The 25,199-nt window shown below is 63.9% G+C and carries 28 protein-coding genes; 12 read left to right on the forward strand and 16 right to left on the reverse strand.

Features of this window, described 5'->3' with window-relative positions; translation table 11 throughout:
- Nucleotides 1-12: 12 nt before the first annotated feature.
- The 8 genes from FJ972_RS04985 to mdh all read right to left on the reverse strand — a co-directional run bounded on the left by FJ972_RS04985 (nt 13) and on the right by mdh (nt 7,866).
- Complete coding sequence (locus FJ972_RS04985; protein ID WP_140524968.1) at nt 13-2,997, reverse strand: 2-oxoglutarate dehydrogenase E1 component; 2,985 nt, start codon at nt 2,995-2,997, stop codon at nt 13-15.
- Between the two features lie 138 nt (nt 2,998-3,135).
- Entirely contained in the window at nt 3,136-4,038 is a 903-nt protein-coding gene (sucD, locus tag FJ972_RS04990) for a succinate--CoA ligase subunit alpha (protein ID WP_140518080.1), read from the reverse strand.
- A gap of 26 nt (nt 4,039-4,064) precedes the next feature.
- A complete protein-coding gene (locus FJ972_RS04995; protein ID WP_033838548.1) occupies nt 4,065-4,481 on the reverse strand; it encodes a PIN domain-containing protein in 417 nt (138 codons plus the stop codon).
- Nucleotides 4,408-4,713 carry a hypothetical protein gene (locus tag FJ972_RS05000; protein WP_140492797.1) on the reverse strand — a complete coding sequence of 102 codons (306 nt, stop codon included), beginning with the start codon at nt 4,711-4,713 and terminating at the stop codon, nt 4,408-4,410. Before FJ972_RS05000 ends, FJ972_RS04995 begins: the two co-directional genes overlap by 74 nt.
- A gap of 83 nt (nt 4,714-4,796) precedes the next feature.
- On the reverse strand, nt 4,797-5,294 hold the full coding sequence (locus FJ972_RS05005; RefSeq protein ID WP_140492799.1) for a DUF1579 family protein: 498 nt from the start codon (nt 5,292-5,294) through the stop codon (nt 4,797-4,799).
- Nucleotides 5,295-5,297: 3 nt separating this feature from the next.
- Complete coding sequence (locus FJ972_RS05010; RefSeq protein WP_140524969.1) at nt 5,298-5,669, reverse strand: cupin domain-containing protein; 372 nt, start codon at nt 5,667-5,669, stop codon at nt 5,298-5,300.
- 4 nt (nt 5,670-5,673) lie between these two features.
- Nucleotides 5,674-6,867 (reverse strand): ADP-forming succinate--CoA ligase subunit beta, encoded by a 1,194-nt coding sequence (gene sucC / locus FJ972_RS05015; RefSeq protein ID WP_140492804.1) that lies wholly within the window; start codon nt 6,865-6,867, stop codon nt 5,674-5,676.
- A gap of 30 nt (nt 6,868-6,897) precedes the next feature.
- Nucleotides 6,898-7,866, reverse strand: a complete 969-nt coding sequence (gene mdh, locus FJ972_RS05020) for a malate dehydrogenase (protein WP_140492808.1) — start codon at nt 7,864-7,866, stop codon at nt 6,898-6,900.
- 236 nt (nt 7,867-8,102) lie between these two features.
- Here mdh and FJ972_RS05025 point away from each other — a divergent pair, with 236 nt between their 5' ends.
- Nucleotides 8,103-8,531, forward strand: coding sequence for a GNAT family N-acetyltransferase (locus tag FJ972_RS05025; protein WP_140492811.1), 429 nt, complete (start codon nt 8,103-8,105; stop codon nt 8,529-8,531).
- Nucleotides 8,532-8,597: 66 nt separating this feature from the next.
- On the opposite strand, the gene zapE is transcribed toward FJ972_RS05025, so the two are convergent.
- The 3 genes from zapE to FJ972_RS05040 form a co-directional block, all read right to left on the reverse strand.
- Nucleotides 8,598-9,812, reverse strand: a complete 1,215-nt coding sequence (gene zapE, locus FJ972_RS05030; protein WP_140524970.1) for a cell division protein ZapE — start codon at nt 9,810-9,812, stop codon at nt 8,598-8,600.
- 27 nt (nt 9,813-9,839) lie between these two features.
- Nucleotides 9,840-10,379, reverse strand: a complete 540-nt coding sequence (locus tag FJ972_RS05035; RefSeq protein ID WP_140492818.1) for a protease inhibitor Inh/omp19 family protein — start codon at nt 10,377-10,379, stop codon at nt 9,840-9,842.
- A 136-nt stretch (nt 10,380-10,515) separates the two neighbouring features.
- Nucleotides 10,516-10,959, reverse strand: a complete 444-nt coding sequence (locus FJ972_RS05040) for a VOC family protein (protein WP_140518076.1) — start codon at nt 10,957-10,959, stop codon at nt 10,516-10,518.
- 129 nt (nt 10,960-11,088) lie between these two features.
- Between FJ972_RS05040 and FJ972_RS05045 the strand changes: the two genes are divergently transcribed.
- The 8 genes from FJ972_RS05045 (at nt 11,089) to FJ972_RS05080 (ending at nt 18,422) form a co-directional block, all read left to right on the forward strand.
- Nucleotides 11,089-12,108 carry an MBL fold metallo-hydrolase gene (locus FJ972_RS05045; RefSeq protein ID WP_140524971.1) on the forward strand — a complete coding sequence of 340 codons (1,020 nt, stop codon included), beginning with the start codon at nt 11,089-11,091 and terminating at the stop codon, nt 12,106-12,108.
- Nucleotides 12,109-12,197: 89 nt separating this feature from the next.
- Nucleotides 12,198-12,359 carry a DUF1328 family protein gene (locus tag FJ972_RS05050; protein WP_140518074.1) on the forward strand — a complete coding sequence of 54 codons (162 nt, stop codon included), beginning with the start codon at nt 12,198-12,200 and terminating at the stop codon, nt 12,357-12,359.
- Nucleotides 12,360-12,431: 72 nt separating this feature from the next.
- Nucleotides 12,432-13,316 carry a diaminopimelate epimerase gene (gene dapF / locus FJ972_RS05055; protein WP_140518073.1) on the forward strand — a complete coding sequence of 295 codons (885 nt, stop codon included), beginning with the start codon at nt 12,432-12,434 and terminating at the stop codon, nt 13,314-13,316.
- Nucleotides 13,316-14,641, forward strand: a complete 1,326-nt coding sequence (gene mtaB / locus FJ972_RS05060; protein ID WP_140524972.1) for a tRNA (N(6)-L-threonylcarbamoyladenosine(37)-C(2))-methylthiotransferase MtaB — start codon at nt 13,316-13,318, stop codon at nt 14,639-14,641. Before dapF ends, mtaB begins: the two co-directional genes overlap by 1 nt.
- A 12-nt stretch (nt 14,642-14,653) precedes the next feature.
- Nucleotides 14,654-16,489, forward strand: a complete 1,836-nt coding sequence (gene ftsY / locus FJ972_RS05065; protein ID WP_140524973.1) for a signal recognition particle-docking protein FtsY — start codon at nt 14,654-14,656, stop codon at nt 16,487-16,489.
- Nucleotides 16,490-16,540: 51 nt separating this feature from the next.
- A complete protein-coding gene (locus tag FJ972_RS05070; protein ID WP_140524974.1) occupies nt 16,541-17,215 on the forward strand; it encodes a septation protein A in 675 nt (224 codons plus the stop codon).
- 25 nt (nt 17,216-17,240) lie between these two features.
- Complete coding sequence (locus FJ972_RS05075) at nt 17,241-17,861, forward strand: pyridoxamine 5'-phosphate oxidase family protein (RefSeq protein WP_140524975.1); 621 nt, start codon at nt 17,241-17,243, stop codon at nt 17,859-17,861.
- Nucleotides 17,862-17,891: 30 nt separating this feature from the next.
- Nucleotides 17,892-18,422 (forward strand): NADPH-dependent FMN reductase, encoded by a 531-nt coding sequence (locus FJ972_RS05080; protein ID WP_140524976.1) that lies wholly within the window; start codon nt 17,892-17,894, stop codon nt 18,420-18,422.
- Between the two features lie 3 nt (nt 18,423-18,425).
- On the opposite strand, the gene FJ972_RS05085 is transcribed toward FJ972_RS05080, so the two are convergent.
- Together FJ972_RS05085 and FJ972_RS05090 are read right to left on the reverse strand one after the other, a co-directional pair.
- Complete coding sequence (locus tag FJ972_RS05085) at nt 18,426-18,632, reverse strand: tautomerase family protein (RefSeq protein ID WP_013892236.1); 207 nt, start codon at nt 18,630-18,632, stop codon at nt 18,426-18,428.
- 23 nt (nt 18,633-18,655) lie between these two features.
- A complete protein-coding gene (locus FJ972_RS05090; RefSeq protein ID WP_140518068.1) occupies nt 18,656-19,573 on the reverse strand; it encodes an SMP-30/gluconolactonase/LRE family protein in 918 nt (305 codons plus the stop codon).
- A 309-nt stretch (nt 19,574-19,882) separates the two neighbouring features.
- On the opposite strand from FJ972_RS05090, the gene FJ972_RS05095 reads away from it, so the two are divergent.
- Nucleotides 19,883-20,050, forward strand: coding sequence for a hypothetical protein (locus FJ972_RS05095; RefSeq protein ID WP_140492852.1), 168 nt, complete (start codon nt 19,883-19,885; stop codon nt 20,048-20,050).
- Between the two features lie 115 nt (nt 20,051-20,165).
- Here FJ972_RS05095 and FJ972_RS05100 read toward each other — a convergent pair whose 3' ends face one another.
- Together FJ972_RS05100 and FJ972_RS05105 are read right to left on the reverse strand one after the other, a co-directional pair.
- The gene (locus FJ972_RS05100) at nt 20,166-20,759 is read right to left on the reverse strand and encodes a hypothetical protein (protein ID WP_140524977.1); all 594 of its coding nucleotides are present in this window, start codon (nt 20,757-20,759) and stop codon (nt 20,166-20,168) included.
- A gap of 44 nt (nt 20,760-20,803) precedes the next feature.
- Nucleotides 20,804-21,421 (reverse strand): TetR/AcrR family transcriptional regulator, encoded by a 618-nt coding sequence (locus FJ972_RS05105; RefSeq protein ID WP_140524978.1) that lies wholly within the window; start codon nt 21,419-21,421, stop codon nt 20,804-20,806.
- A 74-nt stretch (nt 21,422-21,495) separates the two neighbouring features.
- Here FJ972_RS05105 and FJ972_RS05110 point away from each other — a divergent pair, with 74 nt between their 5' ends.
- Nucleotides 21,496-22,779, forward strand: coding sequence for an MFS transporter (locus FJ972_RS05110; RefSeq protein ID WP_140880322.1), 1,284 nt, complete (start codon nt 21,496-21,498; stop codon nt 22,777-22,779).
- Between the two features lie 87 nt (nt 22,780-22,866).
- On the opposite strand, the gene FJ972_RS05115 is transcribed toward FJ972_RS05110, so the two are convergent.
- A complete protein-coding gene (locus tag FJ972_RS05115; protein ID WP_224518939.1) occupies nt 22,867-23,094 on the reverse strand; it encodes a hypothetical protein in 228 nt (75 codons plus the stop codon).
- Nucleotides 23,095-23,347: 253 nt separating this feature from the next.
- On the opposite strand from FJ972_RS05115, the gene typA reads away from it, so the two are divergent.
- Entirely contained in the window at nt 23,348-25,177 is a 1,830-nt protein-coding gene (typA, locus tag FJ972_RS05120; RefSeq protein WP_140492867.1) for a translational GTPase TypA, read from the forward strand.
- The last annotated feature ends 22 nt before the right edge of the window (nt 25,178-25,199 follow it).

Genomic DNA, 25,199 nt, shown 5'->3' on the forward strand with positions numbered 1-25,199 from the left:
GCTCAACTCTGCCTACTCGCCGAGCGCGTCTTCGAGCAAGGCGGCGAGCTGGGCGAGATGCTTGGACATAAGCCCGGTCGCCGGCGAGGCGGCTGCCGGCCGGCCGGTGTAGCGCACCCGCTGGTGCTTGGCGTCGATATGCGCCAGCACCCATTCCAGATACGGGTCGATGAACGACCATGCGCCCATGTTCTTGGGCTCCTCCTGGCACCACACCATTTCGGCATTGCGGAAGCGCGACAATTCGGTGATCAGCGCCTTGGCCGGGAACGGGTAGAGTTGTTCGACACGCAGCAGATAGATGTCGTTGATGCCGCGTTTCTCGCGCTCCTCGTAGAGGTCGTAATAGACCTTGCCCGAGCACAGCACGACACGGCGGATCTTGGAATCCTTGGTCAGCTTGATGGCCTGGTTGGGCAAGAGCTGGGCATCGTCCCACAGCAGCCGGTGGAACGAGCTTTCGCCCGACATTTCCGGCAGCGTCGACACCGCCCGCTTGTGGCGCAACAGTGACTTCGGCGTCATCAGGATCAGCGGCTTGCGGAAGTCGCGCTTCAACTGCCGACGCAATATGTGGAAGTAGTTGGCCGGCGTCGTGCAGTTGGCCACTTGCATGTTGTCTTCGGCGCAGAGCTGGAGGAAACGCTCGAGCCGGGCAGACGAATGTTCCGGCCCCTGGCCCTCATAGCCATGCGGCAGCAGGCAGACGAGGCCCGACATTCTCAGCCACTTGCGCTCTCCGCTGGATATGAACTGGTCGAACACCACCTGGGCGCCGTTGGCGAAGTCGCCGAACTGCGCTTCCCACAGCGTCAGCGCCTTCGGCTCGGCCAGGCTGTAGCCATATTCGAAGCCGAGCACGGCTTCTTCGGACAGCATCGAGTTGATGACCTCATAGCCCGCCTGCGCCGCCGACAGGTTGTTGAGCGGGATGTAGCGGGTCTCGTCGCGCTGGTCGTAGAGCACGGAATGGCGCTGCGAGAAGGTGCCGCGCTCCGAATCCTGCCCGGAGAGGCGGATCGGGTTGCCGTCGAGCAGAATGGCGCCGAAAGCCAGCGCCTCGGCCGTCGACCAGTCGATGCCTTCGCCGGATTCGATGGCCTGGCGGCGGTTTTCGAGGAAGCGGATGATCGTCTTGTGCGCCTCGAAATCCTTCGGCACCTCGGTCAGCTTCTTGCCGATCTCCTTCAGCGTCTTGGCCGGCACCGCGGTCTTGCCGCGCCGCTGTTCGTCCTGGTTGTCGGCCGTGCGCAGGCCCGACCAGGCGCCGTCCAGCCAGTCGGCCTTGTTGGGCTTGTAGTGCTGGCCGACTTCCCACTCGGATTCCAGATGCTCCCGCCAGTCGGCCTTGAGCTTGTCGAACTCGGCCTGCGTCATGTGCCCTTCGGCGATCAGCCGGTCTGCATAGATCTGCACCGTCGTCTTGTGGGTGCGGATGTTGCGGTACATGATCGGCTGCGTGAAGGCCGGCTCGTCGCCCTCATTGTGGCCGAAGCGGCGGTAGCAGAACATGTCGACCACGACAGGCTTGTGGAACTTCATGCGGAATTCGATCGCTACCTTGGCGGCGTGCACCACGGCCTCCGGATCGTCGCCGTTGACGTGGAAGATCGGCGCCTCGATCATCTTGGCGACGTCGGACGGGTAGGGCGACGAGCGCGAGAAGCGCGGATTGGTGGTGAAGCCGATCTGGTTGTTGATGATGAAATGCAGCGTGCCGGCAACGCGGTGGCCGCGCAGGCCCGACAGGCCGAGGATTTCGGCAATGACGCCCTGGCCGGCAAAGGCGGCGTCGCCATGCAGCAAAAGCGGCAGCACCTTGGCCCGCTCTTCCAGCGGCACGATCTCCTCGCGGCCACGGCCGAACAGATAATCCTGCTTGGCGCGCGCCTTGCCCATCACCACAGGGTCGACGATTTCCAGATGCGAGGGATTGGCGGTCAGCGACAGATGCACCTTGTTGCCGTCGAACTCGCGGTCCGAGGAGGCGCCAAGATGGTATTTGACGTCGCCCGAGCCCTCGACCTCGTCGGGTGCGGCCGAGCCGCCCTTGAATTCATGGAAGATGGCGCGGTGCGGCTTGGCCATCACCTGGGAGAGTACGTTGAGGCGGCCGCGATGCGCCATGCCGAGCACGATCTCCTTCAGCCCGAGCTGACCGCCGCGCTTGACGATCTGCTCCAGCGCCGGGATCAGCGCTTCGCCGCCGTCGAGGCCGAAGCGCTTGGTGCCTTTGAACTTGACGTCGGCGAACTGCTCGAAGCCCTCGGCCTCGATCAGTTTCTGCAGGATCGCCTTCTTGCCGGTCGCGGTGAAGGAGATCTCCTTGTCGGCGCCCTCGATGCGCGCCTGGATCCACGCTTTCTCTTCGGGATCGGAGATATGCATGAACTCGACGCCCAGCGTCGAGCAATAGGTGCGGGTCAGGATGTCGAGCATCTGGCGGATGGTGCCGAATTCGAGCCCGAGCACATTGTCGAGGAAGATCGGCCGGTCGTAGTCGGCTTCGGTGAAGCCGTAATTCTCTGGCGACAGCTCGTTGTAGTCCTCGAGCGTGGCGATGCCGAGCGGGTCGAGATTGGCGTGCAGATGGCCGCGCATGCGATAGGCGCGGATCATCATGATGGCGCGCACGGAATCGCGCGTCGCCTGGTGCACGTCGGCGTCGGAGGGGACGGCGCCGTTGACGGCTGCCTTCTCCTTGACCTTCTTTTCGATGTGCTTCTCGACCAGGCCCCAATTGCCGTCGAGCGCCGACACCAGCTCGCCATTGGCCTGCAGAGGCCAGGAGGGCTTGGCCCACGAGGCGCCCTTGGCGTTCTTGCGGACATCCCCGGCATCGTCCTTCAGGCCGGCGAAGAACTCCTGCCATTCGGGATTGACCGAGGCTGGATCGTCCTCATACGCCGCATAGAGCGCGTCTATATAATCGGCATTGCCGCCATAGAGGAAAGAGGTGAGCGAAAATTGGTCGTTGGCCTGATCTTGTCGTGCCATTTTGTCTGCGGAGCCTGGCTCCGTCTCCTTTCGAGGGGAATAGTGAGTAGTCAGTAAGGAGTAGGAAAAATGAAGACTTTCCCGTTCAGCTGCTACTCACCCGTTCTTCCCTTTTCACTACTCACTATTGACTACTCACTAGCCCTTAATTGCCTCGACCAGCGTCGTGCCCAGCCGGGCCGGCGATGGCGAAACTTTTATCCCGGCCGATTCCATTGCCGCGATCTTGTCTTCGGCGCCGCCCTTGCCGCCCGAGATAACCGCGCCCGCATGGCCCATGGTGCGGCCGGCCGGCGCCGTGCGTCCGGCGATGAAGCCCGCCATCGGCTTGCGGCGGCCGCGTTTGGCCTCGTCCTTGAGAAACTGCGCGGCGTCTTCCTCGGCCGAGCCGCCGATCTCGCCGATCATGATGATCGACTTGGTCTCGTCGTCGGCGAGGAACATTTCGAGCACGTCGATGAATTCGGTGCCTTTGACGGGATCGCCACCGATGCCGACAGCGGTGGTCTGGCCGAGGCCGACATTGGTGGTCTGGAACACGGCCTCATAGGTAAGCGTTCCCGAGCGCGAAACAACACCGACCGAACCCTTGCGGAAGATGTTCCCGGGCATGATGCCGATCTTGCATTCGTCGGGGGTGAGCACGCCGGGACAATTCGGGCCGATCAGCCGCGACGTCGAACGGTCGAGTCGCGCCTTGACCTTGATCATGTCCATGACGGGAATGCCTTCGGTGATGCAGACGATGAGCGGGATTTCGGCCTCGATGGCCTCGATGATGGCTTCGGCAGCACCCGCCGGCGGCACATAGACGACGGAAGCGTTGGCGCCGGTCTTGGCCTTGCCCTCGGCGACGGTGGCGAAGATCGGCAGGTTCTCGCCCTTGGCGCCGGTCCAGGTCTCGCCGCCCTTCTTGGGATGGATGCCGCCGACCATCTTGGTCCCGTGATAGGCCAGCGCCTGTTCGGTGTGGAAGGTGCCGGTCTTGCCGGTCAGGCCCTGCACGAGCACCTTTGTGTTCTTGTCGACGAGAATGGACATGGTGAGAACGCCTCTGAATTCAGCGATTACAAGAAAGGATTGACGGCTCGCACCGAGCCATAAACCTGGTTGTGGTTGAGATCTTCGGTGTAGAAAATCGGCGCGCCGAGATATCCGGCTGCGGCAAGAAGCGCGGCGTCGTAGTAGTGAATTCCGTAGCGGCGGGCGAGGTCCAGTCCTGCGCGAACATAGCTTTCGTCGACAGGCACCAGCGGACAAGTGCCGAGGAGGACCAGCCATTGGTCGAGCAGATCATCCCCCAGAAGGGATTTTCCTCGCGCCACCGCTGTGAATTCGGCCAAGGTTTGCCCCGACACGCCAAAGACAGTGCTCGATACCAGGTCTTCTGCGATTGGCGCGCGACGTGGGTCACGATTCTTCTCCGAAGCCGCGTAGATCAGGACGTTCGTGTCGAGAAAGCAGTCGATCTTCCCGGTCGGCATAGGCGTCCCTTCGATCCCACTTGTAGGGGGTGTCGGCGCTGTCGCTCCGTTTCGCAGCCTCGTCCATAAGCCGCTTCATTCCCGCCTTGGCCCAGGCAATCCGATCTTCCTGCTCGACTTCATGCGCAAGCAGTGAACGAATGAGGGCGTTGAGCGTCGTCTTGCGACGTCCGGCAAGGCCTCGCGCCTTCTCAAGCAGTGCCTCGTCCATGGCCAGGGTGACGTTCTTCATCGCTCGTCTCCACATAAACACACAGCCAATATATGTGTGATTATGTGTCTTTCTTCAACCGCTTTGCCCAGGATTTCCATCGCTCAGCCATCCCCCAAAACGGAAGGCGGGACGCGCCGGTAAAGGCCGCTCATCATGTCTTGCCAGCCGTCGCTGCCGACGGGCTGGAATTGCAGTCGCATGCGATAGCTGTCGCTGCCGTCGAAAGCGTAGGTCACGCGTGCGGCCCCGCGCGGCGACGAGCGCAACAGCGTCAGTGTGTTGCCCTCCCACGTGCCGGAGGCCGGCGAGGCCGGCACAAAGCCCATCGAATCGAACTGATGCATGGTGACAAGGCTGTTTTGCCGGTCGAAGCCGAACACGCTGTGCGCGCCGAACGAAATCGTCCCGTCGCGGCGCTGGCGATAGCGTTGCACTACGAACAGGCCGCCGAACTGTGCCTCTGCCAGTACTTCCGAAGTCGCTGAGCCGCCATCGGCCCATTGTGTGTCCGCGACCTCTTCCTCGCCACGCCACGCGCCGACCAGCGCCTGCAGGCGCTGGTGATCAGGCGAGAGCGAGGAGAAGGAGGCCGCGTTCATGGCTCAGAGCCGCTTCAGGTCGGTGACGGTGAGAGCGCTCTTGGCGTTGCCGGTGTTGAGCGTCGTCGCCGGCTCGAACATCAGCACCACCGGTTCCGGTGTCAGCGAACGCGGCCGGTGCTCGACGCCGCGCGGCACGACGATGAAATCGCCTTCGCCGAGCTCGACCGGACCGTCGCGGAAATCGATGGCGATGCGGCCGCGCAGCACGAGGAAGGCTTCGTCTTCGTTGTCATGGGCGTGCCAGTCGAAAACCGCGCCGAACTTGGCGACCTTCGCCTGGCTGTCATTGACGTCGCCGGCGATATGCGGATCGAAGACATCCGCGATCTTCGCATCCGCAGCCTCGACGAGGTTTATCTTGCGTGGAGGCACTTGATCAGCCCTTCACCGCCGCCACGATTTTCTTGGCCGCGTCGTCAAGATCGTCGGCTGACACGACGTTGAGGCCGCTGTCGTTGATGATCTTCTTGCCGAGTTCGGCATTGGTGCCTTCCAGGCGCACGACCAGCGGCACTTTCAGGCCGACTTCCTTGACCGCGGCGATGACGCCCTCGGCGATGATGTCGCATTTCATGATGCCGCCGAAGATGTTGATCAGGATGCCCTTGACCGCCGGATCCCTGGTGATGATCTTGAAGGCCGCCGTCACCTTTTCCTTCGACGCGCCGCCGCCGACATCGAGAAAGTTGGCCGGCTCGGCGCCGTAGAGCTTGATGATGTCCATCGTCGCCATGGCGAGGCCGGCGCCATTGACCATGCAGCCGATATTGCCGTCGAGCGCGACATAAGCGAGGTCGTATTTCGACGCCTCGATCTCCTTCTCGTCCTCTTCGGTGGTGTCGCGCAGCTCGAGCACATCCGGATGGCGAAACAGCGCGTTGTTGTCGAACGACACCTTGGCGTCGAGGACGCGCAGCCGGCCGTTTTTCATGACGATCAGGGGATTGACCTCGAGCAGGCTCATGTCCTTCTCGACGAAGGCCTTGTAGAGGATCGGGAACAGCGTGCCGCCGTCCCTGGCAGCATCGCCGTCGAGCTTCAGCGCGCCATTGAGTTTCTTCACGTCATCCGCGGTAACGCCCTTTTCCGGATCGATGGCGACGGTGATAATCTTTTCCGGCGTGTCGTGGGCGACCGCCTCGATGTCCATGCCGCCTTCGGTCGAGACGACGAAGGCGATGCGGCCGACCGAACGGTCGACCAGAACAGACAGATAGAGCTCGCGCTCGATATCGGCGCCATCCTCGATATAGAGCCGGTTGACCTGCTTGCCGGCCGGGCCGGTCTGCTTGGTCACCAGCGTGTGGCCGAGCATCTCGTTGGCGTTGGCGACGACGTCGGCGACCGACTTGGCCAGCCGCACGCCGCCCTTGGCGTCAGGCCCGAGCTCCTTGAACTTGCCCTTGCCGCGGCCGCCGGCATGGATCTGGCTCTTCACCACATAGAGCGGGCCGGGCAGCGCCTTGGCGGCGGCTTCCGCCTCATCCGCCTTGAACACCGGCACGCCTTGGGCCACCGGCGCGCCAAAGCCCTTCAGCAGCGCCTTGCCCTGATATTCATGGATGTTCATCTGGATCGTCTCCGGATCAGCTACTGGGGTTCACTTCGAGGCGAGTTGCGGCGCGATCTTGACGCAGGCCTCGGTCAGGCCCTGCACCGCCGCCACCGAGCTATCGAACATCTTCTGCTCTGGCTTGGAAAGCTCGATCTCGATGACGCGCTCGACGCCACCGGCGCCGATCACCACGGGAACGCCGACATAGGTGTTCTTCACGCCATACTGGCCGGAAAGATGAGCCGCGCAAGGCAGCACACGCTTCTTGTCCTTGAGATAGGCTTCGGCCATCGAGATCGCCGATGCGGCCGGCGCGTAATAGGCCGAGCCGGTCTTCAACAGGCCGACGATCTCGGCGCCGCCGTCGCGGGTGCGCTGCACGATCTGGTCGAGCTTTTCTTTCGAGGTCCAGCCCATCTTGACGAGATCGGGCAGAGGAATGCCTGCAACCGTCGAATAGCGGATCATCGGCACCATGGAATCGCCATGGCCGCCGAGCACGAAGGCGGTGACGTCCTCGACCGAGACCTTGAACTCCTCGGCCAGGAAATAGCGGAAGCGAGCGCTGTCGAGCACGCCGGCCATGCCCACGACATGGGTGTTCGGCAGGCCGGAAAACTTCTGCAGCGCCCAGACCATCGCATCCAACGGATTGGTGATGCAGATGACGAAGGCCTTCGGCGCGTACTTCTTCAGGCCGGCGCCGACCTGTTCCATGACCTTGAGGTTGATGCCGAGCAGATCGTCGCGGCTCATGCCCGGCTTGCGCGGCACGCCGGCGGTGACGATGCAGACGTCCGCCCCTTCGATCCCGGCATAGTCGTTGACGCCGGTCAGCCTGGAATCGAACCCGTCGACCGGCGACGATTGCGCAATATCGAGCCCCTTGCCCTGCGGGATGCCTTCGGCAATATCGAACAGAACCACGTCGCCGAGGTCCTTGAGGCCGATCATGTGAGCGAGCGTGCCGCCGATCATGCCAGAGCCGATAAGCGCTATCTTGTTGCGTGCCATGTCAGGATAGTTTCCCTTTGTTCGTGATGTCGCTCAAATCGCTGACGATCTGATGACGGCGTCGAGGAAGAGACCGGAATGCTGCGGGGATCCCGCGAGATTTCGCCGCACCCAATAGCCCCGGCGCCGCGTAAATTCAAACGATTATTTTGGAGCGAGCGTTTTCAATCGGTTAGAGTGACCGGGAATTACGTAAACGTAAAAGTTTGAAAACTCGACTGGGGAAAATCTACACGATGAAGATGGAGATCGTAAGACTTGATGCCGGCAATGACGCCCTTGTGATGCGGGTCGCCGAGGATGTGTTCGACGAACCGGTCAGGCCAGATCGATTGGCAGTCTATCTCAGGGAACCCGGCCACTTCATGGTCGTGGCGCTCGCCGACGGCGTGACCGTCGGTCAATGCGCCGCCATCATTCACCGTCATCCCGACAAGGCGACGGAGCTCTACATCGACGAGGTCGGCGTATCGCCGGCCTTCCAGCGCCAGGGCATCGCGCGAAAGATGCTCGACGCGATGTTTGCGATCGGCAGGGAGAATGGCTGCGAAGAAGCCTGGGTCGGCACCGAGCCGGACAACCGTGCCGCCCGCGCGCTTTACGAGTCGCGCGAGGAGACGCACGAGTCAGCAGAGAGCTTCCTCATGTATGTTTATCAACTGTAGCGAGGCTGACAGGAGTTCGGCCTATCTTCGTCCTAGGGTGCGCGCTTCGCTTTGCGTCGCTCCGCCCTAGGACGAAGGCGGCGTAGCCGGCGCCTGCCGCGCCTCCGGCGTCGTCTTCGCCTTCCGCCGCTCCGCCCAATCCTCCAGCCAGTCGCGGCTCTGCATCTCGATCAGCCGCGAAGCCGTGCGTTCGAACTCGAACACCTCGACGCCGCGCTTGGCCACATAGAGTTGCTGCGGCGGCGCTTCCGCGCTTACCACCAGCCTGATGTGATGGTCGTAGAGCGTGTCGACCAGCAGGATGAAGCGCTTGGCCTCGTTGCGCCGGCCTTCACCCAGCACCGGAATGTGGTCGATAAAGATGGTCGAGAAGCGGTCGGCAAGGGCCAGATAGTCGCGCGCGCCGAGTGGCTTCTCGCACAGATCGGCGAAGGAAAAACGCGCCGCGTCGCCGGCGGCGCGCGGAACGGCCAGCTGCCGGCCCTTGACGGCAAGCAACGTCTCGGCCGTCGGCGCGCCGCGCGTCATCGTTTGCCAAGCCGCGTCCATCGCCTCATCGGCCGCCGCATCGGTGGGCGTGACATAGACCGGCGTACGGGCAAGCTTTTCCAGCCGATAGTCCTTGTCGGCATCGAGCGAGAGCACCTGCGCGTGCCGTTCCAATATGCCGATGAAGGGCAGGAAAAGCTGACGGTTCAGCCCGTCGCGATAGAGATTTTCCGGTGCCACGTTCGACGTCGCCACCAGCACCACGCCGCTGGCGAACAGCGCCGAAAACAGCCGGGACAGGATCATCGCATCGGCGATGTCGGTGACCGAGAACTCGTCGAAACACAGTACCCAGGCCTGTTCGGCAAGCGCCCGCGCCACCGGCGGAATCGGATCGTCTTCCCTCACCGTGCCGTCCTTGCGCTCCTGCCGGTGCTTCTGGATGCGGTCCTGCACCTCGGCCATGAAGTCGTTGAAATGCACGCGGCGCTTGCGCCGCACCGGCAGCAGCTCGAAGAACAAGTCCATCAACATGGTCTTGCCGCGGCCGACGCCGCCGTGGATGTAGAGGCCCTTGACCGCCTCGTGCGTCTCGCGCCTTCGGGCGAAGAGCCAGCCAAGCGCGCTCGATTTGTGCGCCAGCCGCTTCACCGAAATCTCTGATATCAGCCGGTCGAGAGCGGTGACGATCCGCTCCTGCGCCGGATCGCGCTCGATGGCACCGGTGTCGACCAGATGGTCGTAACGCTGCCTGACGGTCACATGGGTCTGGAGGCCGTCACGCAGATGCATAGGTCACGTCGTTGTCGAGGGATTGGCTTACCTTGTAAGCGAGATCGGCAGGCCATTGGAAGTCTGGCCGTCGAATTTCGAGCCGCCCGAGGAATAGAGCCGTGCCAGCGTGCCGCCATTCTCATCGTAAAGCGTCAACTGCTTGCCGGCGACGTTCCATGACTTGATGCCGTCGATCGGCGCCGGGCAATGCAGCGGTCCGGCGCGGAAACCGGCGCCGAATTTGGTCTGCGGCGTCGCCACCTTGCAGCTCTGGCCGGAAACGCTGGCGTTCCATACGCCGGCGACACTGGCCGCGGTCAGGTCCGGCGCACCCGCCGGCGCCGAACCGTCCGGCGGCAAGGAGGCGACCTGGCTGTTCTGCGGGGCGGTCGGGAATTGCGAAGGATCCGTGGTGCCGGGGGAGGCCGGGGGCGGCAACTGGTTGGCCGTCACCTGACCGGACGGCGCCGGCTGCAGCGGCGCCGGCTGCTGGTCGTCCATCGAGGAAAACCGTGAGGTTGAGCAGCCGCTCGCAACGAGCGCCGCCAGCGATACGGCCACCAGGGCTGTTTTCGAAAAAGTCATTTCAACCTCCGTCGGATCCGGCGGGGCTGCCGTCCGCACAATGTCGCCCTCCACCAAGATGGAGAAGGTGGCGAAATTTCAACCCGATATGGTTAAAATAGGGTTTGCGCCAAGAATTGTTGCAAATTTGTCGCTATCATCCGGCCAGCGGAGCGCTTGGCACGAATATATAGCCGTCCGGTCCGACGACATAGCTCTCGCGCAGGCCGTGCGGCTTGTCGATCGCCCCGGCCAGCACGATGTGGCCGTGATCGCGCGCGGCGGCCTCGACCGCATCCGGGTTGGCGCCGTAAAGACGCAGCTCGACGCCGGCGCCGCGTGTCTCGGCGCCGGCGATCGTCCCTGTCATGGCATTGTCGAGATAGGAATGGTCGGCGTGCAGCATGAACACCGAGCCCAGCAGCTCGATTGCCGCGAAATCCTCGTCGGCATAGATGATATCGGCGCCGAGCACGTCGCGGCAGAAGGCTTCCATGGCCGCCATGTCGCTCACCAGCAGGTTGACGCCGATGCCGCGCGCCAGCGAGCGGCCGAAATCCCCGGCCTTCATCCATGGTGTCCTGGTCCGCTTCATCGCCATGGCATCGTCCTCCCCAATCCGATCCTACTCAAGCCGGCCGCCCGGGCCGTTGGCATTCGGCCGGCAAACGCTTGCGCCAGCCGGCACAAGGGCTATGTCTATCAAGACGAAATTCGCTGGAGCCGCAAATTGGCTGCGAGACCGAAAGCCGCCAATCGCTACTATAACGGCCCGCCCAGCGATCATTTCGACGGAATCTTGTTCTTCAATCCCGGCGGCCAGCCGCCGGCGCGTTTCGCCGATCTGCTGAAATGGCAGTTCAATGGCCAACGCTCGAAATGGCCGGCCACCAATCCGAGCCCCTTTCCGCAGGCAAAGCCGCCTGCACGTGTCGAGGGCGCCGGCCTGACCGTGACCATGGTCGGTCATTCCACGCTGCTGGTCCAGACCGCGGGCCTGAACATCCTCACCGATCCGGTATGGTCGCTGCGGGCCTCGCCGTTCTCCTTCGTCGGGCCGAAACGCGTCAACGCGCCGGGCATCGCCCTGGCCGACCTGCCGCCGATCGATCTCGTGCTGGTCAGCCACAATCACTACGACCATCTCGACATTGCGACGCTGAAGCAGCTCAAGGCCAGGCACGACCCGCTGGTGGTGACCCCGTTCGGCAATGACGTCCTGATTGGCGGGGCGGTTCCCGGCATGCGGCTCTCGGCGCATGACTGGGGCGACAGGGTCGACATCGGCGATGGCGTGGCCGTCCATGTCGAGCCGGCGCATCACTGGTCGGCGCGCGGCACACGCGACCGGCGCATGGCGCTATGGGCCGGCTTCGTCATCGAGACGCCGGCCGGCCGGATCTATTTCGCGGGCGATACCGGCTTCCATGACGGCATCAACTACCGGCTCATGGCTCACAAGCACGGCGGCTTCCGCTTCGCCATCCTGCCGATCGGCGCCTATGAGCCGCGCTGGTTCATGGCCTCGCAGCATCAAAACCCGGAGGAGGCGGTGCAAGGCATGACATTGTGCAACGCCGCCTATGCGGCCGGCTGCCATTGGGGCACGTTCCAGCTCACCGACGAACCGATCGACGAGCCGGCACGCAAGCTCGACGAGGCGCTGGAGGCCGAGGGCCTGCCGCGCGAACGTTTTCGCGCCTTGCGGCCAGGTGAGGTCTGGGACGTGCCGCAGGAAGCGGCGCTTTGACCGGGGCCGGCCGCGGCCGGCGGAACCCGAGCGCCACCGGCGCGTTTGTTGAAGGGGCTTCGATTTCTATCGCTTTGCGAGGCATTTCCATGCTTAAATGGATCATCATTCTCCTGATTATCGCCGCCGCTGCGAGCCTGCTCGGCATGCCGGCATTAGCAGGTGCGGCCGCCACCGGCGCGCGCATCCTGATCGGTATCGTGCTGATCATATTCCTGCTGATCGTGCTCGGCGTCTTCGCCGTCACCTGAAGGCGCGATGCACTGGTAATTCCCGCCCTTTTCCGCCATATAGCGGCAAACAGTACGGAATGACCGGAAGAAATGGCAGGCACCGCCCCTTTCGCCAAGATGAACGGCATCGGCAACGAGATCATCGTTGCCGACATGCGCGGCCGTGCCGACCGGGTGACGCCGACAGCTGCGATCGCGCTCAACGCCGATGCCTCGACGCGCTTCGACCAGATCATGGCGATCCATGAGGCGCGGACGCCGGGTACGGCCTATTTCATCGACATATTGAATTCGGACGGCTCGGGCGCGCAGGCCTGCGGCAACGGCATGCGCTGCGTCGTCCAGGCGCTGGCGGCCGAGACCGGACAAAAGACATTCACCTTCGAGACCGTCGCCGGAATCCTCAACGCGCAGGAACATGCCGACGGCTCGATCTCGGTCGACATGGGCACGCCGCGCTTCGGCTGGCGGGACATTCCGCTCGCTGAGGAGTTTCGCGATACCCGCATGATCGAATTGCAGGTCGGCCCGATCGACGCCCCGGTGCTGCATTCGCCCTCGGTCGTCTCCATGGGCAATCCGCATGCCATCTTCTGGGTCGACCGCGACGTCTGGTCCTACGAACTCGACCGCTTCGGACCGCTGCTCGAAAACCATCCGATCTTCCCCGAGCGCGCCAACATCACCATCGCGCAGGTGACCTCGCCCGACAGCATGATCATCCGCACCTGGGAACGCGGCGCCGGCCTGACCAAGGCTTGCGGCACGGCATCCTGCGCCGCCGTCGTGGCTGCGGCCCGCACCCGGCGCACCGGGCGCAGCGTCAATCTACTGACCCCCGGCGGCGGCTCGCTGCACGTCGAATGGCTTGAAAACGACCATGTCATCCTGACCGGTGCGGCCGAATGGGAGTTTTCCGGCAGCTTCGATCCCTCGAGCGGCGCCTGGGCGCGCGACACCGAAAGCGCGGCCTGATGCCCGCTCCTTTCAAGGATGGCGATGTGGGGAAGGGCCCCAATCGCATCGAACTGGTGACCTTCGGCTGCCGGCTGAACACTTATGAATCCGAGGTGATGCGGCGCGAGGCCGAAACTGCGGGCCTCGGTGGGCTGGCTGGCGGCGCCGTCATCTTCAACACCTGCGCCGTCACCGGCGAAGCGGTCCGCCAGGCCAAACAGGCGATCCGCAAGGCGCGCCGCGACAACCCCGAAGCTCGCATCATCGTCACCGGCTGCGCGGCGCAGACCGAGCCGCAGAATTTCGCGGCCATGGACGAGGTCGATCTCGTCCTTGGCAATGAGGAGAAGCTGAAGGCCAATTCCTATCGCGCGCTGCCGGATTTCGGCGTCAACGACAGCGAGAAGGCGCGCGTCAACGACATCTTCTCCGTACGCGAGACCGCCGGCCATATGGTCGATGCCATCGAGGGCAGGGCACGCGCCTTCGTGCAGGTGCAGAATGGCTGCGACCACCGCTGCACCTTCTGCATCATCCCCTATGGCCGCGGCAATTCACGCTCGGTGCCGATGGGCGCCGTGGTCGAACAGGTCAAGCGGCTCACCGGCAACGGCTATGCCGAGATCGTGCTGACCGGCGTCGACATGACCAGTTTCGGCGCCGACCTGCCGGGTGCGCCGAAACTCGGCAGGCTGGTGAAGACGATCCTGCGCCAGGTGCCGGACGTGAAGCGCCTGCGCCTCTCCTCCATCGATTCCATCGAGGCCGACGACGATTTGCTCGACGCCATCGCCACCGAGCCGCGGCTGATGCCGCATCTGCATCTGTCGCTGCAATCCGGCGATGACATGATTTTGAAGCGCATGAAGCGTCGGCATCTGCGCGATCAGTCGATCCGCTTCTGCGAAGACGTGCGCAAGCTGCGCCCTGACGTCGTCTTCGGCGCCGACATCATCGCCGGCTTCCCGACCGAGACGGAGGCGATGTTCGAAAATTCGGCAAAGATCGTCGAGGAATGCGGGCTGACCCACCTGCACGTCTTTCCGTTTTCGCCGCGCGAAGGCACGCCCGCCGCGCGCATGCCGCAGGTCCGCCGCGAAGTGATCAAGCAGAGGGCAGCCCGCCTGCGCGCCGCCGGCGAGACGGCATATCGCCGCCATCTGTCGTCGCTCTCCGGAACGCGCCAGTCGATCCTGATCGAGCGCGACGGGCTCGGCCGCACCGAAGGGTTTACGCTCGCCGCGCTCGCCACCGGCGCGCCGGGCGAGATCGTCGAAGCAACAGTCACCGGTCATGACGGCGCCCGGCTGATCGCGGCTCCGCTTGCCGCCCGTGCCGCCTGAGAAACGCAAGAGATGGCCGGGTTCTTCAAGAAGATATTTTCGTTCGGCAAGAAGGAGGTCGTCGAGGAGCGCGTCGACGAGACCGCCCCGCTGCCGCCGATCAAATGGGATCAGCTCGACACGCTGAAGCCGGCGGCCGAGCAGGCCGTTCCGGAATTCCTGAAGCGGGAGGAGAGCCAGGCTCAGCCTCCCGTCGAGCCCGCGCCGCCCGAGGAGCCGACACCCGAGCCTGCCCCGGCCATTCCGCCGGTGCCGGAGCCGACCATTCCGCCCGAGCCGGAACCGCTGCCGGAGCCGCGGCCGGAGGAGGAACCGGCACCGGCGCCAGAGCGCCCGGAGCCGCCGGCCCCTGAGAAAATTCCGACACCCCCGGCCATTCCGGAGCCTGCGCCCGAACCGCGGCCGCAGGAGGTACCGCAACCAGCGCCCGCCGAGCCGGAAATTGTCCCGTCGCGCCCGGAGCAGCTGCCGGAACCGGCACCCGCCGAAGTACCGACGCCCGCCGAAGTTCCGGTCGAGACGCCGGCGCCAATCGAGATTCCTGCGACACCGTCTTCCGCGCAGCCTTCACAGGCCGGCGCCGCCCCTCATCCGCCTGCTGGCACCTTCTCCCCGTATAGTGACGGGGAGAAGGAAGAAGCTGCAACGCCAACGCCTCCCTCTCCCCGTCCTTCACGGGAAGAGGGCGAGGGTGAGGGGCAGCGCCGACCTGTCGAGAACCTGGCACCCAGCGCCGAAACCGCCGCCGAAATCTCGCCGCCGATTCGCCAGCCTGCGCCGATCGAGCCGCAGCCTGTGCGCGCCGAGATCGCGCCGGAACCTGAGGCAGTTCCCGTCCCGCCGAAGGCTGCGCCCGCCCCCGGAAAGGTAACGGTCGCCAGAAAGGTGGAGCAGAAGGCCGAGCCGCAGAAGGCGCCGGAGCCGGCGCCGCGGCGCTCCTGGTTCCAGCGCATGCGGGACGGGCTTGCCCGCTCCTCGCGCGAATTGTCGGGCAACATTGCCGGCGTCTTCACCAAGCGCAAGCTCGACGACGACACGCTGCAGGATCTGGAGGACGTGCTGATCCGCGCCGATCTCGGGCTGGAGACGGCCTTGCGCGTCACCGATTCGCTGGCCGCCAGCCGCTACGGCAAGGATGTCTCCGACGCCGAGGTCCGCACCGTGATGGCGCAGGAGGTCGAGAAGGTGCTGACCCCCGTCGCCCTGCCGCTGGAACTCGACCTCAGCCACAAACCGCATGTCATCCTGGTGGTCGGCGTCAACGGCACCGGCAAGACCACGACCATCGGCAAGCTGGCGGCCAAACTGACCGATGGCGGCCTGTCGGTGATGCTGGCCGCCGGCGACACCTTCCGAGCCGCCGCCATCGAGCAGCTCAAGATCTGGGGCGAGCGGACGAAATCGCCGGTCATCGCCTCCAAGCTCGGCGCCGATGCCGCCGGCCTCGCCTACGATGCCTTCGAGAAGGCGAAGGAAGCGGGTTCCGACGTGCTGATCATCGACACCGCCGGCCGATTGCAAAACAAGGCCGAGCTGATGGCCGAGTTGGAAAAGATCGTGCGCGTGCTGGGCAAGCTTGATCCGGAAGCCCCGCACACCGTGCTGCAGACGGTCGACGCCACCACCGGCCAGAACGCGCTCAACCAGGTGGAGATCTTCCGCAACATCGCCGGCGTCAACGGCCTGGTGATGACCAAGCTGGACGGCACGGCGCGTGGCGGTATTCTGGTGGCGATCGCGGCAAAACACAGATTGCCGGTCTATTTCATCGGCGTCGGCGAACAGGTCGACGACCTCGAACCGTTCTCGGCAAGCGAATTCGCCAGGGCGATCGCTGGCGTTGCGTAACGGCATGATCCCGGAAGTTGCTTCAACCGGATCGTGCGTAAGAAGGAAGATATGAACCCACCCATTCTCGAACGCGATCCGTCCGACCCGCAGAAAGAGAAGAAGGAAGGCGTCAACCCGCTGCTCAAGCTCGTTCTCGAGCTAGGGCCGCTGCTGGTGTTCTTTTTCGCCAATGCGCGAGGCGAATGGCTGACGCAGAAATTCCCGGCGCTGGCTGAATTCGGCGGCCCGATCTTCGTCGCCACCGGCCTGTTCATGGCCGCCACCGCGATCGCGCTGGTCGCGTCGTGGCTACTCACCCGCACCCTGCCGATCATGCCGATGGTGTCGGGCGTCGTCGTCTTCATCTTCGGCGCGTTGACGCTCTACCTGCAGGACGACATCTTCATCAAGATGAAGCCGACCATCGTCAACACGCTGTTCGGCGGCGTGCTGCTCGGAGGGTTGTTCTTCGGCAGATCTCTGCTTGGCTACGTCTTCGATTCCGCCTTCAGGCTCGATGCCGAGGGCTGGAGAAAACTCACCTTCCGCTGGGGTCTGTTCTTCCTGTTCCTGGCCCTCGTCAACGAGGTGGTGTGGCGGAATTTTTCGACCGATGCCTGGGTTACCTTCAAGGTCTGGGGCATCATGCCGATCACGCTTCTGTTCACCTTCAGCCAGATGCCGCTGATCCTGCGCCATTCGCTGGACGACAAGACCGGCGGCGAAGAGAAGGCCCGCAAATAAGGCCTGCAAATTGGGGGGGAGTGCCATGGAATTCGTCACCACGCGCGAAGAGCTGCGGACGATCTACAAGACGCCGCGTCCGACGGATGGTTCGATCCGCAAAGAATTGAAGGCGCTGGACGGCCATTGCCGCTCCTTCATCGGCAAGAGCCCCTTCGTGCTGATCGGCTCCTCCGACGGCGAAGGCAATGCCGATGTGACGCCCAAAGGCGACAAGCCAGGATTCGCCGCCGTGCTTGACGACAGGACCATCGCCATCCCCGACCGGCCCGGCAACAACCGGCTGGATACGCTGGAGAACATCCTGCTCAACCCGTCGGTCGGGCTGCTGTTCCTCATTCCCGGCATGAACGAGACGCTGCGCGTCAATGGCGACGCCCGCATCACCGTCGACGCCGGTTTGCGCGAACGGCTGGCCGTCGACGGCAAGGAGCCGCAGAGCGTCGTCGTGGTCGCCGTCAAGGCCGCCTACATGCATTGCGCCAAGGCCTTCATGCGCTCCGACCTCTGGAAGCCCGACAGCTGGTACGACCGCGCCACGCTGCCAACGCTCGGCCAGATCCTGCGCGACCAGCTGGCGCTCGCTGATTCGGCCGAGGCGACCGACCGCTGGCTGGACGACGAATACAAGCAGACGATGTGGTAGCGTGCGGGGGAGATTCGTTCGAGCGTCGCCTTGCTGAACCTCCTTGCCATTTCCGGCAGCCTGCGGGCGGCCTCCACCAATTCGGCCCTTGTCGCGGCACTGGCGTGGAACGCGCCAGAGGGCTGCCGCGTCGCCATCCATGAAGGACTCGGCCTGCTGCCGATCTTCAACCCCGACGACGAGGGTGAGCGGACGCCGTCCGAAGCGTCCAGGCTGATCGATGCCGTCACCGCCGCCGACGGCGTCATCATCTCATGCCCGGAATATGCGCATGGCGTGCCGGGCGGCCTGAAGAATGCGCTCGACTGGCTGGTGTCGCGCGATGCCGCCGTCGACAAGCCGGCCATGCTGGTGCACGCCTCGCCGCGCTCGCTCTATGCCCGCGCTGCATTGGCGGAGATCATGCGCACCATGTCCTTCGCGCTTTATGACGGCGGGCTGGAGATCGGGCTGCTCGGCAAGAAGCCAGCTGAGGTGGAGGCCGTCCTGGGGGAGCAGGCGAACGCGTTGGCAACGCGCGATGCGTTGTCCGCTTTCGCGGATTTCATTCGCGCGCGTTAGCGCCTACCCTTTTCTCAGCGTCTCGACATCGGTCTTGCCGACGTACCAGTCGCGGGCGTTGACCTCCTCGAAGACCACCCAGACATCGTCATTGCCGAGCCCGGTGGCGTCCATGATCGCCGCCGTGACTTTTTTGGCGATGTCGGCTTTCTTGCCGGCCGGATCGGCGGCGATCACTTCCTTGACGATGCGGATGTTGACGAATGGCATGACGTCCTCCCCTTTAATTCAGCTCAGTAGGTCTTGGCGCCGTTCACCATCAGCCGGACCATGTAGAGCGAGGTGGTGCCGGCGATGTAGAGACAGTTCAGCTTGGCGCCGCCGAACACGCAATTGGCCGTCACCTCGGGCACCTTGACCTTGCCGATCAGCGTTCCGTCCGGATCGTAGCAATGGATGCCATCGGCGGCGCTGGTCCAGATGCGCCCGGCATCGTCGAGCCTGAAGCCGTCGAACAGGCCTGCGGTGCAGTCGGCGAAGACTTTTTCACCCGAGACCTTCTTGCCGCCCTCGCCGACATTGAATACCCGCATATGCGCCGGGTTCTGCGCGCCATGCGTGCGGCCGGTGTCGACGACATACAGCTTGCTCTCGTCGAGCGAGAAAGCCAGCCCGTTCGGCCTGACCATGTCGGTGATGACAGCCTCGACATCGCCGGTACCGGGATCGACCCGGTAGACATGGCAGGCGCCGATCTCGCTCTCGGCCCTGTCGCCCTCGTAATCGGTGTCGATGCCGTAGGTTGGATCGGTGAACCAGATCGAGCCGTCCGACTTGACCACTACGTCATTGGGCGAATTCAGCCGCTTGCCCTTCCATTTGGCGGCAATGGTGGTGACCGAACCGTCGAACTCGGTGCGGCTGACGCGGCGCCCCGAATGCTCGCAGGTCACCAGCCGGCCCTGCCGGTCGACGGTGTTGCCGTTGGAATTGCCGCATGGCTGCCGAAACACGCTGACGCTGCCGTCGGTCTCGTCGTAACGCATCATGCGGTTGTTCGGGATGTCGGACCAGACGACATAGCGGCCGGCGGCGAACCAGGCCGGCCCTTCCGCCCATCGGCAGCCGGTGAAGAGCTTATCCACTTGCGCATTGCCGTTGAACAGCCGCGCAAAACGCGGATCGAGAATTTCGTAGTCGGCGGCGGCCATTCTTTCCTCCCGGTAACGTTGGCAATCCGGCGGCGATCAAGCCAGCAGGAGATCGATATGGCAAGGTCGGCGGCGATGACATTTCCGCAATTTGTAAGACAAAACGACAGGAACCGGCATTCCCATCACGGAAGGGCAATGCGCCGGCGCCGGGGGTGGCGTTCAGGCGCCATTAACCGGCTATGCACACAGCGCAATGGTGCATTGCAACATCTTCTTTTTGCGATGCACCATTCCTATGTCATGCTCCGTCTCGATCAAGGGAGGAAGAAACCGGCCGCCAAATGCGGCCCCAGAAGGAAACTCGCTATGATCCTCGACAGCCTCTTGACCCGCGCCCGCAGCAGCATCGCCAAGCGCAAGAACTACAACCGCCTCGTCGCTGAAATCGACAGCTTCTCCAGCCGCGATCTGGCCGACATGCGCGCCGACCGCTCGGAAATGCTTTATCAGGTCCACAAGCAGATCTACGGCTGAGCCCACAACAAGCAAATTCGCGCGCTCCGAGACATTGCTGTTCCTCAACGGTGATGACGAGGGCGCGTGAAAACAGAAGCATTTGACGCGTCGGCGAGCGGCGAACGCTTGTCCTTCAATTGTCGACGCGCCCGAAAGCCGGCACCTCGCCGATGACGGTGCGCCGGTCCTTGCCGCAGGCGAAGGACCGTGCTTTCTCGTCGGCAAGCTTGCGCGCCTGATCGTTGGCGGCAGGATTTCCTGTAGCCAGCACCAGTGCGACCGTGCAGCCGTCGCGCGCATCCATTTGCGCGACCTTGGAGACAAGCAGCACGTCGGTGGGTTTCTTTTCGTCTTCCGGATTGCTGATGGAGCGGCGGTGAATGACCGCGAACGGCACCGCCTTGTCGCCGTCGGTCTCGATGCGCCACTCGATCCTGGCGCCTGAGGAATTGAAGCCGGAGAAACTTTCCCAGACCGATGTCATGTCGCCGCCGGGCGGGAAACCATAAAACAGCGATTCGCGCGCATCGTCATAGGCGATCAGCACCGGATAGCCACGATAGCCCGAACAGGCGAGGTCGGCCCAGTCGCCATCGCCGTCCCCGGCTTGCGCATAGGTGACGCAGTCGTTCTTCCAGTCAAGATCGGTGGAGGCGCTCGATATCTCGCCGGCATGCGCTGCCTGGCAGACGCTGGCGAGAACGAGCGGAAGAACCAGGCTGCGCATCGCGGACATCTCCGTTGAAGGTCGCAGCAGCCTATCGCCAAACACTATTTCTTCAAGCTCGCCTCGATCAGCAGATCGGCGTTGATCGCCACCGACGCCGCCGGGCCACCGGCGCCGAACAACTGGCCGCTGATATAGGCGCCTTCGATCAGAAGCAGCAGACCGTCGCCCAGCGTGTCGGCGTCGGCGGCATTCATCGCGGCGGCCATGGCGCGCAGCCGGCGGCGCAGTTCCTGCTTGTTGTCCTCGCTCACCACGCGCGCCGGATGGCCGCGCTCGGGATATTCTACGGCCGCATTGGTCATGCCGCAGCCGCGATAGTCAGGCTTCTGCGTGCGCTTGCCGACGCGGGTCAGGAAGGCTCGGATTTGCGCGCGCGGATCGCCGGGATGGGCGTTCACCGCCTCGTCGAAGCGTTCCCAGAATTCGAGGTCGTATCGGCGCAGATAAGAGGCGGCCAATTCGTCCTTGGAGGGAAAGCTGCGATAGAGGCTGGGCTTGGTGACCCCTGCGCGCCTGACGATCTCATCGACGCCAATTGCCCTGATGCCTTGCCGGTAAAACAGATCGCGCGCCACGCCGAGTATCTTTTCCGCCGCCTTTGGCGGAGCCGACGCGTGAGCGCTGCTGATGGACGGTTCAATTTTATTGTCTGGTGGCATTCGCGGTCTCGGTTGACACTGTTACCGATCGGTACGTATACATGTTTCCATCCTGCAACGTACCGGTCAGTAACATGCTAGCTCAATCCCGTCCATTTGGCCAGCGCTACGCTTTCGTCGTGGTCGCCGTCATCTTTCTCTGCCTGCTGATCGCGGCCGGCCTGCGCTCCGCGCCAGCCGTCATGATGCTGCCGCTGGAGGAAAGTTTTGGCTGGCGGCGCGACGTGGTGTCGCTGGCTGCCGCGGTCGGCATCTTCCTCTACGGCCTGACCGGACCGTTTGCCGCTGCGCTGATGGAGCGGATCGGGCTGCGGCGCACGCTGCTTGCCGCGCTTGTGGTGATGTCGGCCTCCACCGCGCTCAGCCTGCTGATGACCAAGCCATGGCATCTGCTGATCACCTGGGGCGTGTTTTCCGGCGTCGGCTCCGGCGCGGTCGCCACCGTGCTCGGCGCCACCATCGTCAACCGCTGGTTCAAGACCAACCGCGGTCTCGTCATGGGCTTGATGTCGGCCTCCAGCGCCACCGGTCTGCTGGTCTTCCTGCCGCTGCTGGCCTCGCTGGCGCAGTCAGGCGGCTGGAAGCCGGTCGTCACCGCCATCTCCGTCGCAACGGCCTGTCTGGTGCCGCTGGTGCTGCTGCTGGTGCCGGAACGCCCGGCATCGATCGGCATGGTGCGCTATGGCGCGGAAGCCGACGACGTGCCGCCGGTACCGCCGGCGGCACAAGGCAATTTCCTGACCCACACGCTGACCACGCTGCGTCGCGCCGCCGGCACGCGCGTCTTCTGGTACCTGTTCGCCACCTTCTTCGTCTGCGGTTTCACCACCAACGGGCTGGTCGGCACGCATCTCATCGCATTTTGCGGCGATATGGGCATCAACGAGGTGCAGGCGGCTGGCCTGTTGTCGATGATGGGCATTTTCGACCTGATCGGCACCACGCTGTCGGGCTGGCTCACCGACCGTTTCGATCCGCGCAAGCTGCTCGGCGTCTATTATGCGATCCGCGGCCTTTCGCTGATCTATCTGCCCTATTCCGGCTTTTCGGCGACCAGTCTGATCATCTTCGCCGTGCTTTACGGTCTCGACTGGATCGCCACCGTGCCGCCGACGCTGCGGCTCGCCAATGAAGCCTTCGGCGACCGCAGCGGCCCGATCGTGTTCGGCTGGATCGTCGCGGGCCATCAGGTGGGCGCGGCAACCGCCGCCTTCTTCGGCGGCACCATGCGCGAACTGCAAGGCAATTACGAACTGGCCTTCCTGATCGCCGGCATGACCGCGATTGCCGCCGCCTGTATCTCGCTCCTGATCAACACCAGCCGGCCGGCGTTCGACCCGGAGCCGCAGGCGGCGTAGTGCGCCTTCGGACGAGGGGCCGTCGGTCAGATTGGCGATCTTTCAATAAGGGGGAGATCGGCAGCTTCGCCAACGGCGCGCAGCCGATCAGTCGGGATAGCAGACTATCGGAACGTTGGGCCAAACCGCGCTATCGCAGTTGGCGCTTTGCTGCCTTTGCTTGAAGGCCGCGCTGACCGGCCCCGTCACCACCGGATCGACGCCATCGGGCGCATCCGCAAAGACCTGTTCGGCGCTCGGGATATCGCTCGGCAGAGCGGGCCGCGCTTCCTTGAGCGTCGCCGCGGATTGAGCGGCGCCGGCAGCCAGCAGCACGGCGAAAGCCGCAGTTGCGAGAATCGGCCGAAATTTGACGACTGCGTTGGTCATGGTGTTCGAACTGCCCGGGCCCGCAAAAGGTTCCCGCCTTGGTTAACAAAACCATTTCACATGGCGATGCTTAAGATTTGATGATTATTTGGTGTCGCGCTTCCTCTTTCGCAAATGCGAAAAACCCTGTATGAGCCGCGCAACACGAAAGAGGCGGCGCCTTTTGGCCTGCTGCCTGCAACGCTCCCGAGACCAGATCATGAACCTCCGCAATATCGCGATCATCGCGCACGTCGACCATGGAAAGACCACCCTTGTCGACCAGCTTCTGAAACAATCCGGCGCCTTCCGCGACAATCAGCGCGTCGCCGAACGCGCCATGGATTCCAACGACCTCGAAAAGGAACGCGGCATCACCATCCTGGCCAAGGCGACCTCGGTCGACTGGAAGGGTACCCGCGTCAACATCGTCGACACCCCCGGCCACGCCGATTTCGGCGGCGAGGTCGAGCGCATCCTGTCGATGGTGGATTCGGCGATCGTGCTGGTCGACGCCGCCGAAGGCCCGATGCCGCAGACCAAGTTCGTCGTCGGCAAGGCGCTCAAGGTCGGCTTGAAGCCCATCGTCGTCATCAACAAGATCGACCGGCCGGACGCCCGCCATGTCGAGGTGGTCAACGAGGTGTTCGACCTGTTTGCCGCGCTCGACGCCACCGACGAGCAGCTCGACTTCCCGATCCTTTATGGTTCGGGGCGCGACGGCTGGGTCTCGGAAAATCCGGAAGGTCCCAAGGACCAGGGCCTGTCGCCGCTGTTCGACCTCGTCCTCAAGCATGTGCCCGCGCCGACCGTGCATCCCGGCCCGTTCCGCATGATCGGCACTATCCTGGAAGCCAATCCGTTCCTCGGCCGTATCATCACCGGCCGCATCGAGAGCGGAACGCTGAAGGCCAACCAGGCGGTCAAGGTGCTGCATCATGACGGTACCCAGATCGAAACCGGCCGCATTTCCAAGATACTGGCCTTCCGCGGCCTCGAGCGCCAGCCGATCGAGGAAGCGCAGGCGGGCGACATCGTCGCCATTGCCGGCCTGTCCAAAGGCACCGTCGCCGACACGTTCTGCGACCTGAGCGTGAGCGAGCCGCTGCACGCGCAGCCGATCGATCCGCCGACCGTGACCATGTCTTTCCTCGTCAACGATTCGCCGCTGGCCGGCACGGAAGGCGACAAGGTGACCAGCCGCGTCATCCGCGACCGCCTGCTGCGCGAAGCCGAGGGCAATGTCGCGCTCAAGATCGAGGAATCGCCTGACAAGGATTCCTTCTTCGTGTCGGGCCGTGGCGAATTGCAGCTTGCCGTGCTGATCGAGACCATGCGCCGCGAGGGCTTTGAAATCGCCGTGTCGCGGCCGCGCGTGGTCATGCAGAAGGGCGAGAACGGCGAATTGCTGGAGCCGGTCGAGGAAGTCGTCATCGACGTCGACGAGGAGCATGCCGGCGTCGTCGTGCAGAAAATGTCCGAGCGCAAGGCCGAGATGGTCGAATTGCGCCCCTCCGGCGGCAACCGCCAGCGCCTCGTCTTCCACGCGCCGACGCGCGGCCTGATCGGCTACCAGTCGGAACTCTTGACCGACACGCGCGGCACCGCCGTGATGAACCGGCTGTTCCATGCCTATGAGCCCTATAAGGGCGAACTGCCCGGCCGCACCAACGGCGTGCTGATCTCCAACGAGCAGGGCGAGTCCGTCGCCTACGCCATGTGGAACCTGGAGGATCGTGGCCCGATGGTCATCGATCCGGGCGTCAAGGTCTATCAGGGCATGATCATCGGCATCCACTCCCGCGACAACGACCTGGAAGTGAACGTGCTGAAGGGCAAGAAGCTGACCAACATCCGCGCCGCCGGCAAGGACGAGGCGGTCAAGCTGACACCGCCGATCCGCATGACGTTGGAGCGCGCGCTGGCCTGGATCCAGGACGACGAGCTGGTCGAGGTGACACCGAAGACCATCCGCCTGCGCAAGCTTTATCTGGATCCCAACGAGCGCAAGCGCTTCGAGAAATCGTCCAAGGCCGTCGGCGCCGCGTAATTTCTGCTTTCTGATCGTATCC

Origin of the sequence: Mesorhizobium sp. B2-1-1 (assembly GCF_006442975.2) — a bacterium.
Taxonomy (GTDB): Bacteria; Pseudomonadota; Alphaproteobacteria; order Rhizobiales; family Rhizobiaceae; genus Mesorhizobium.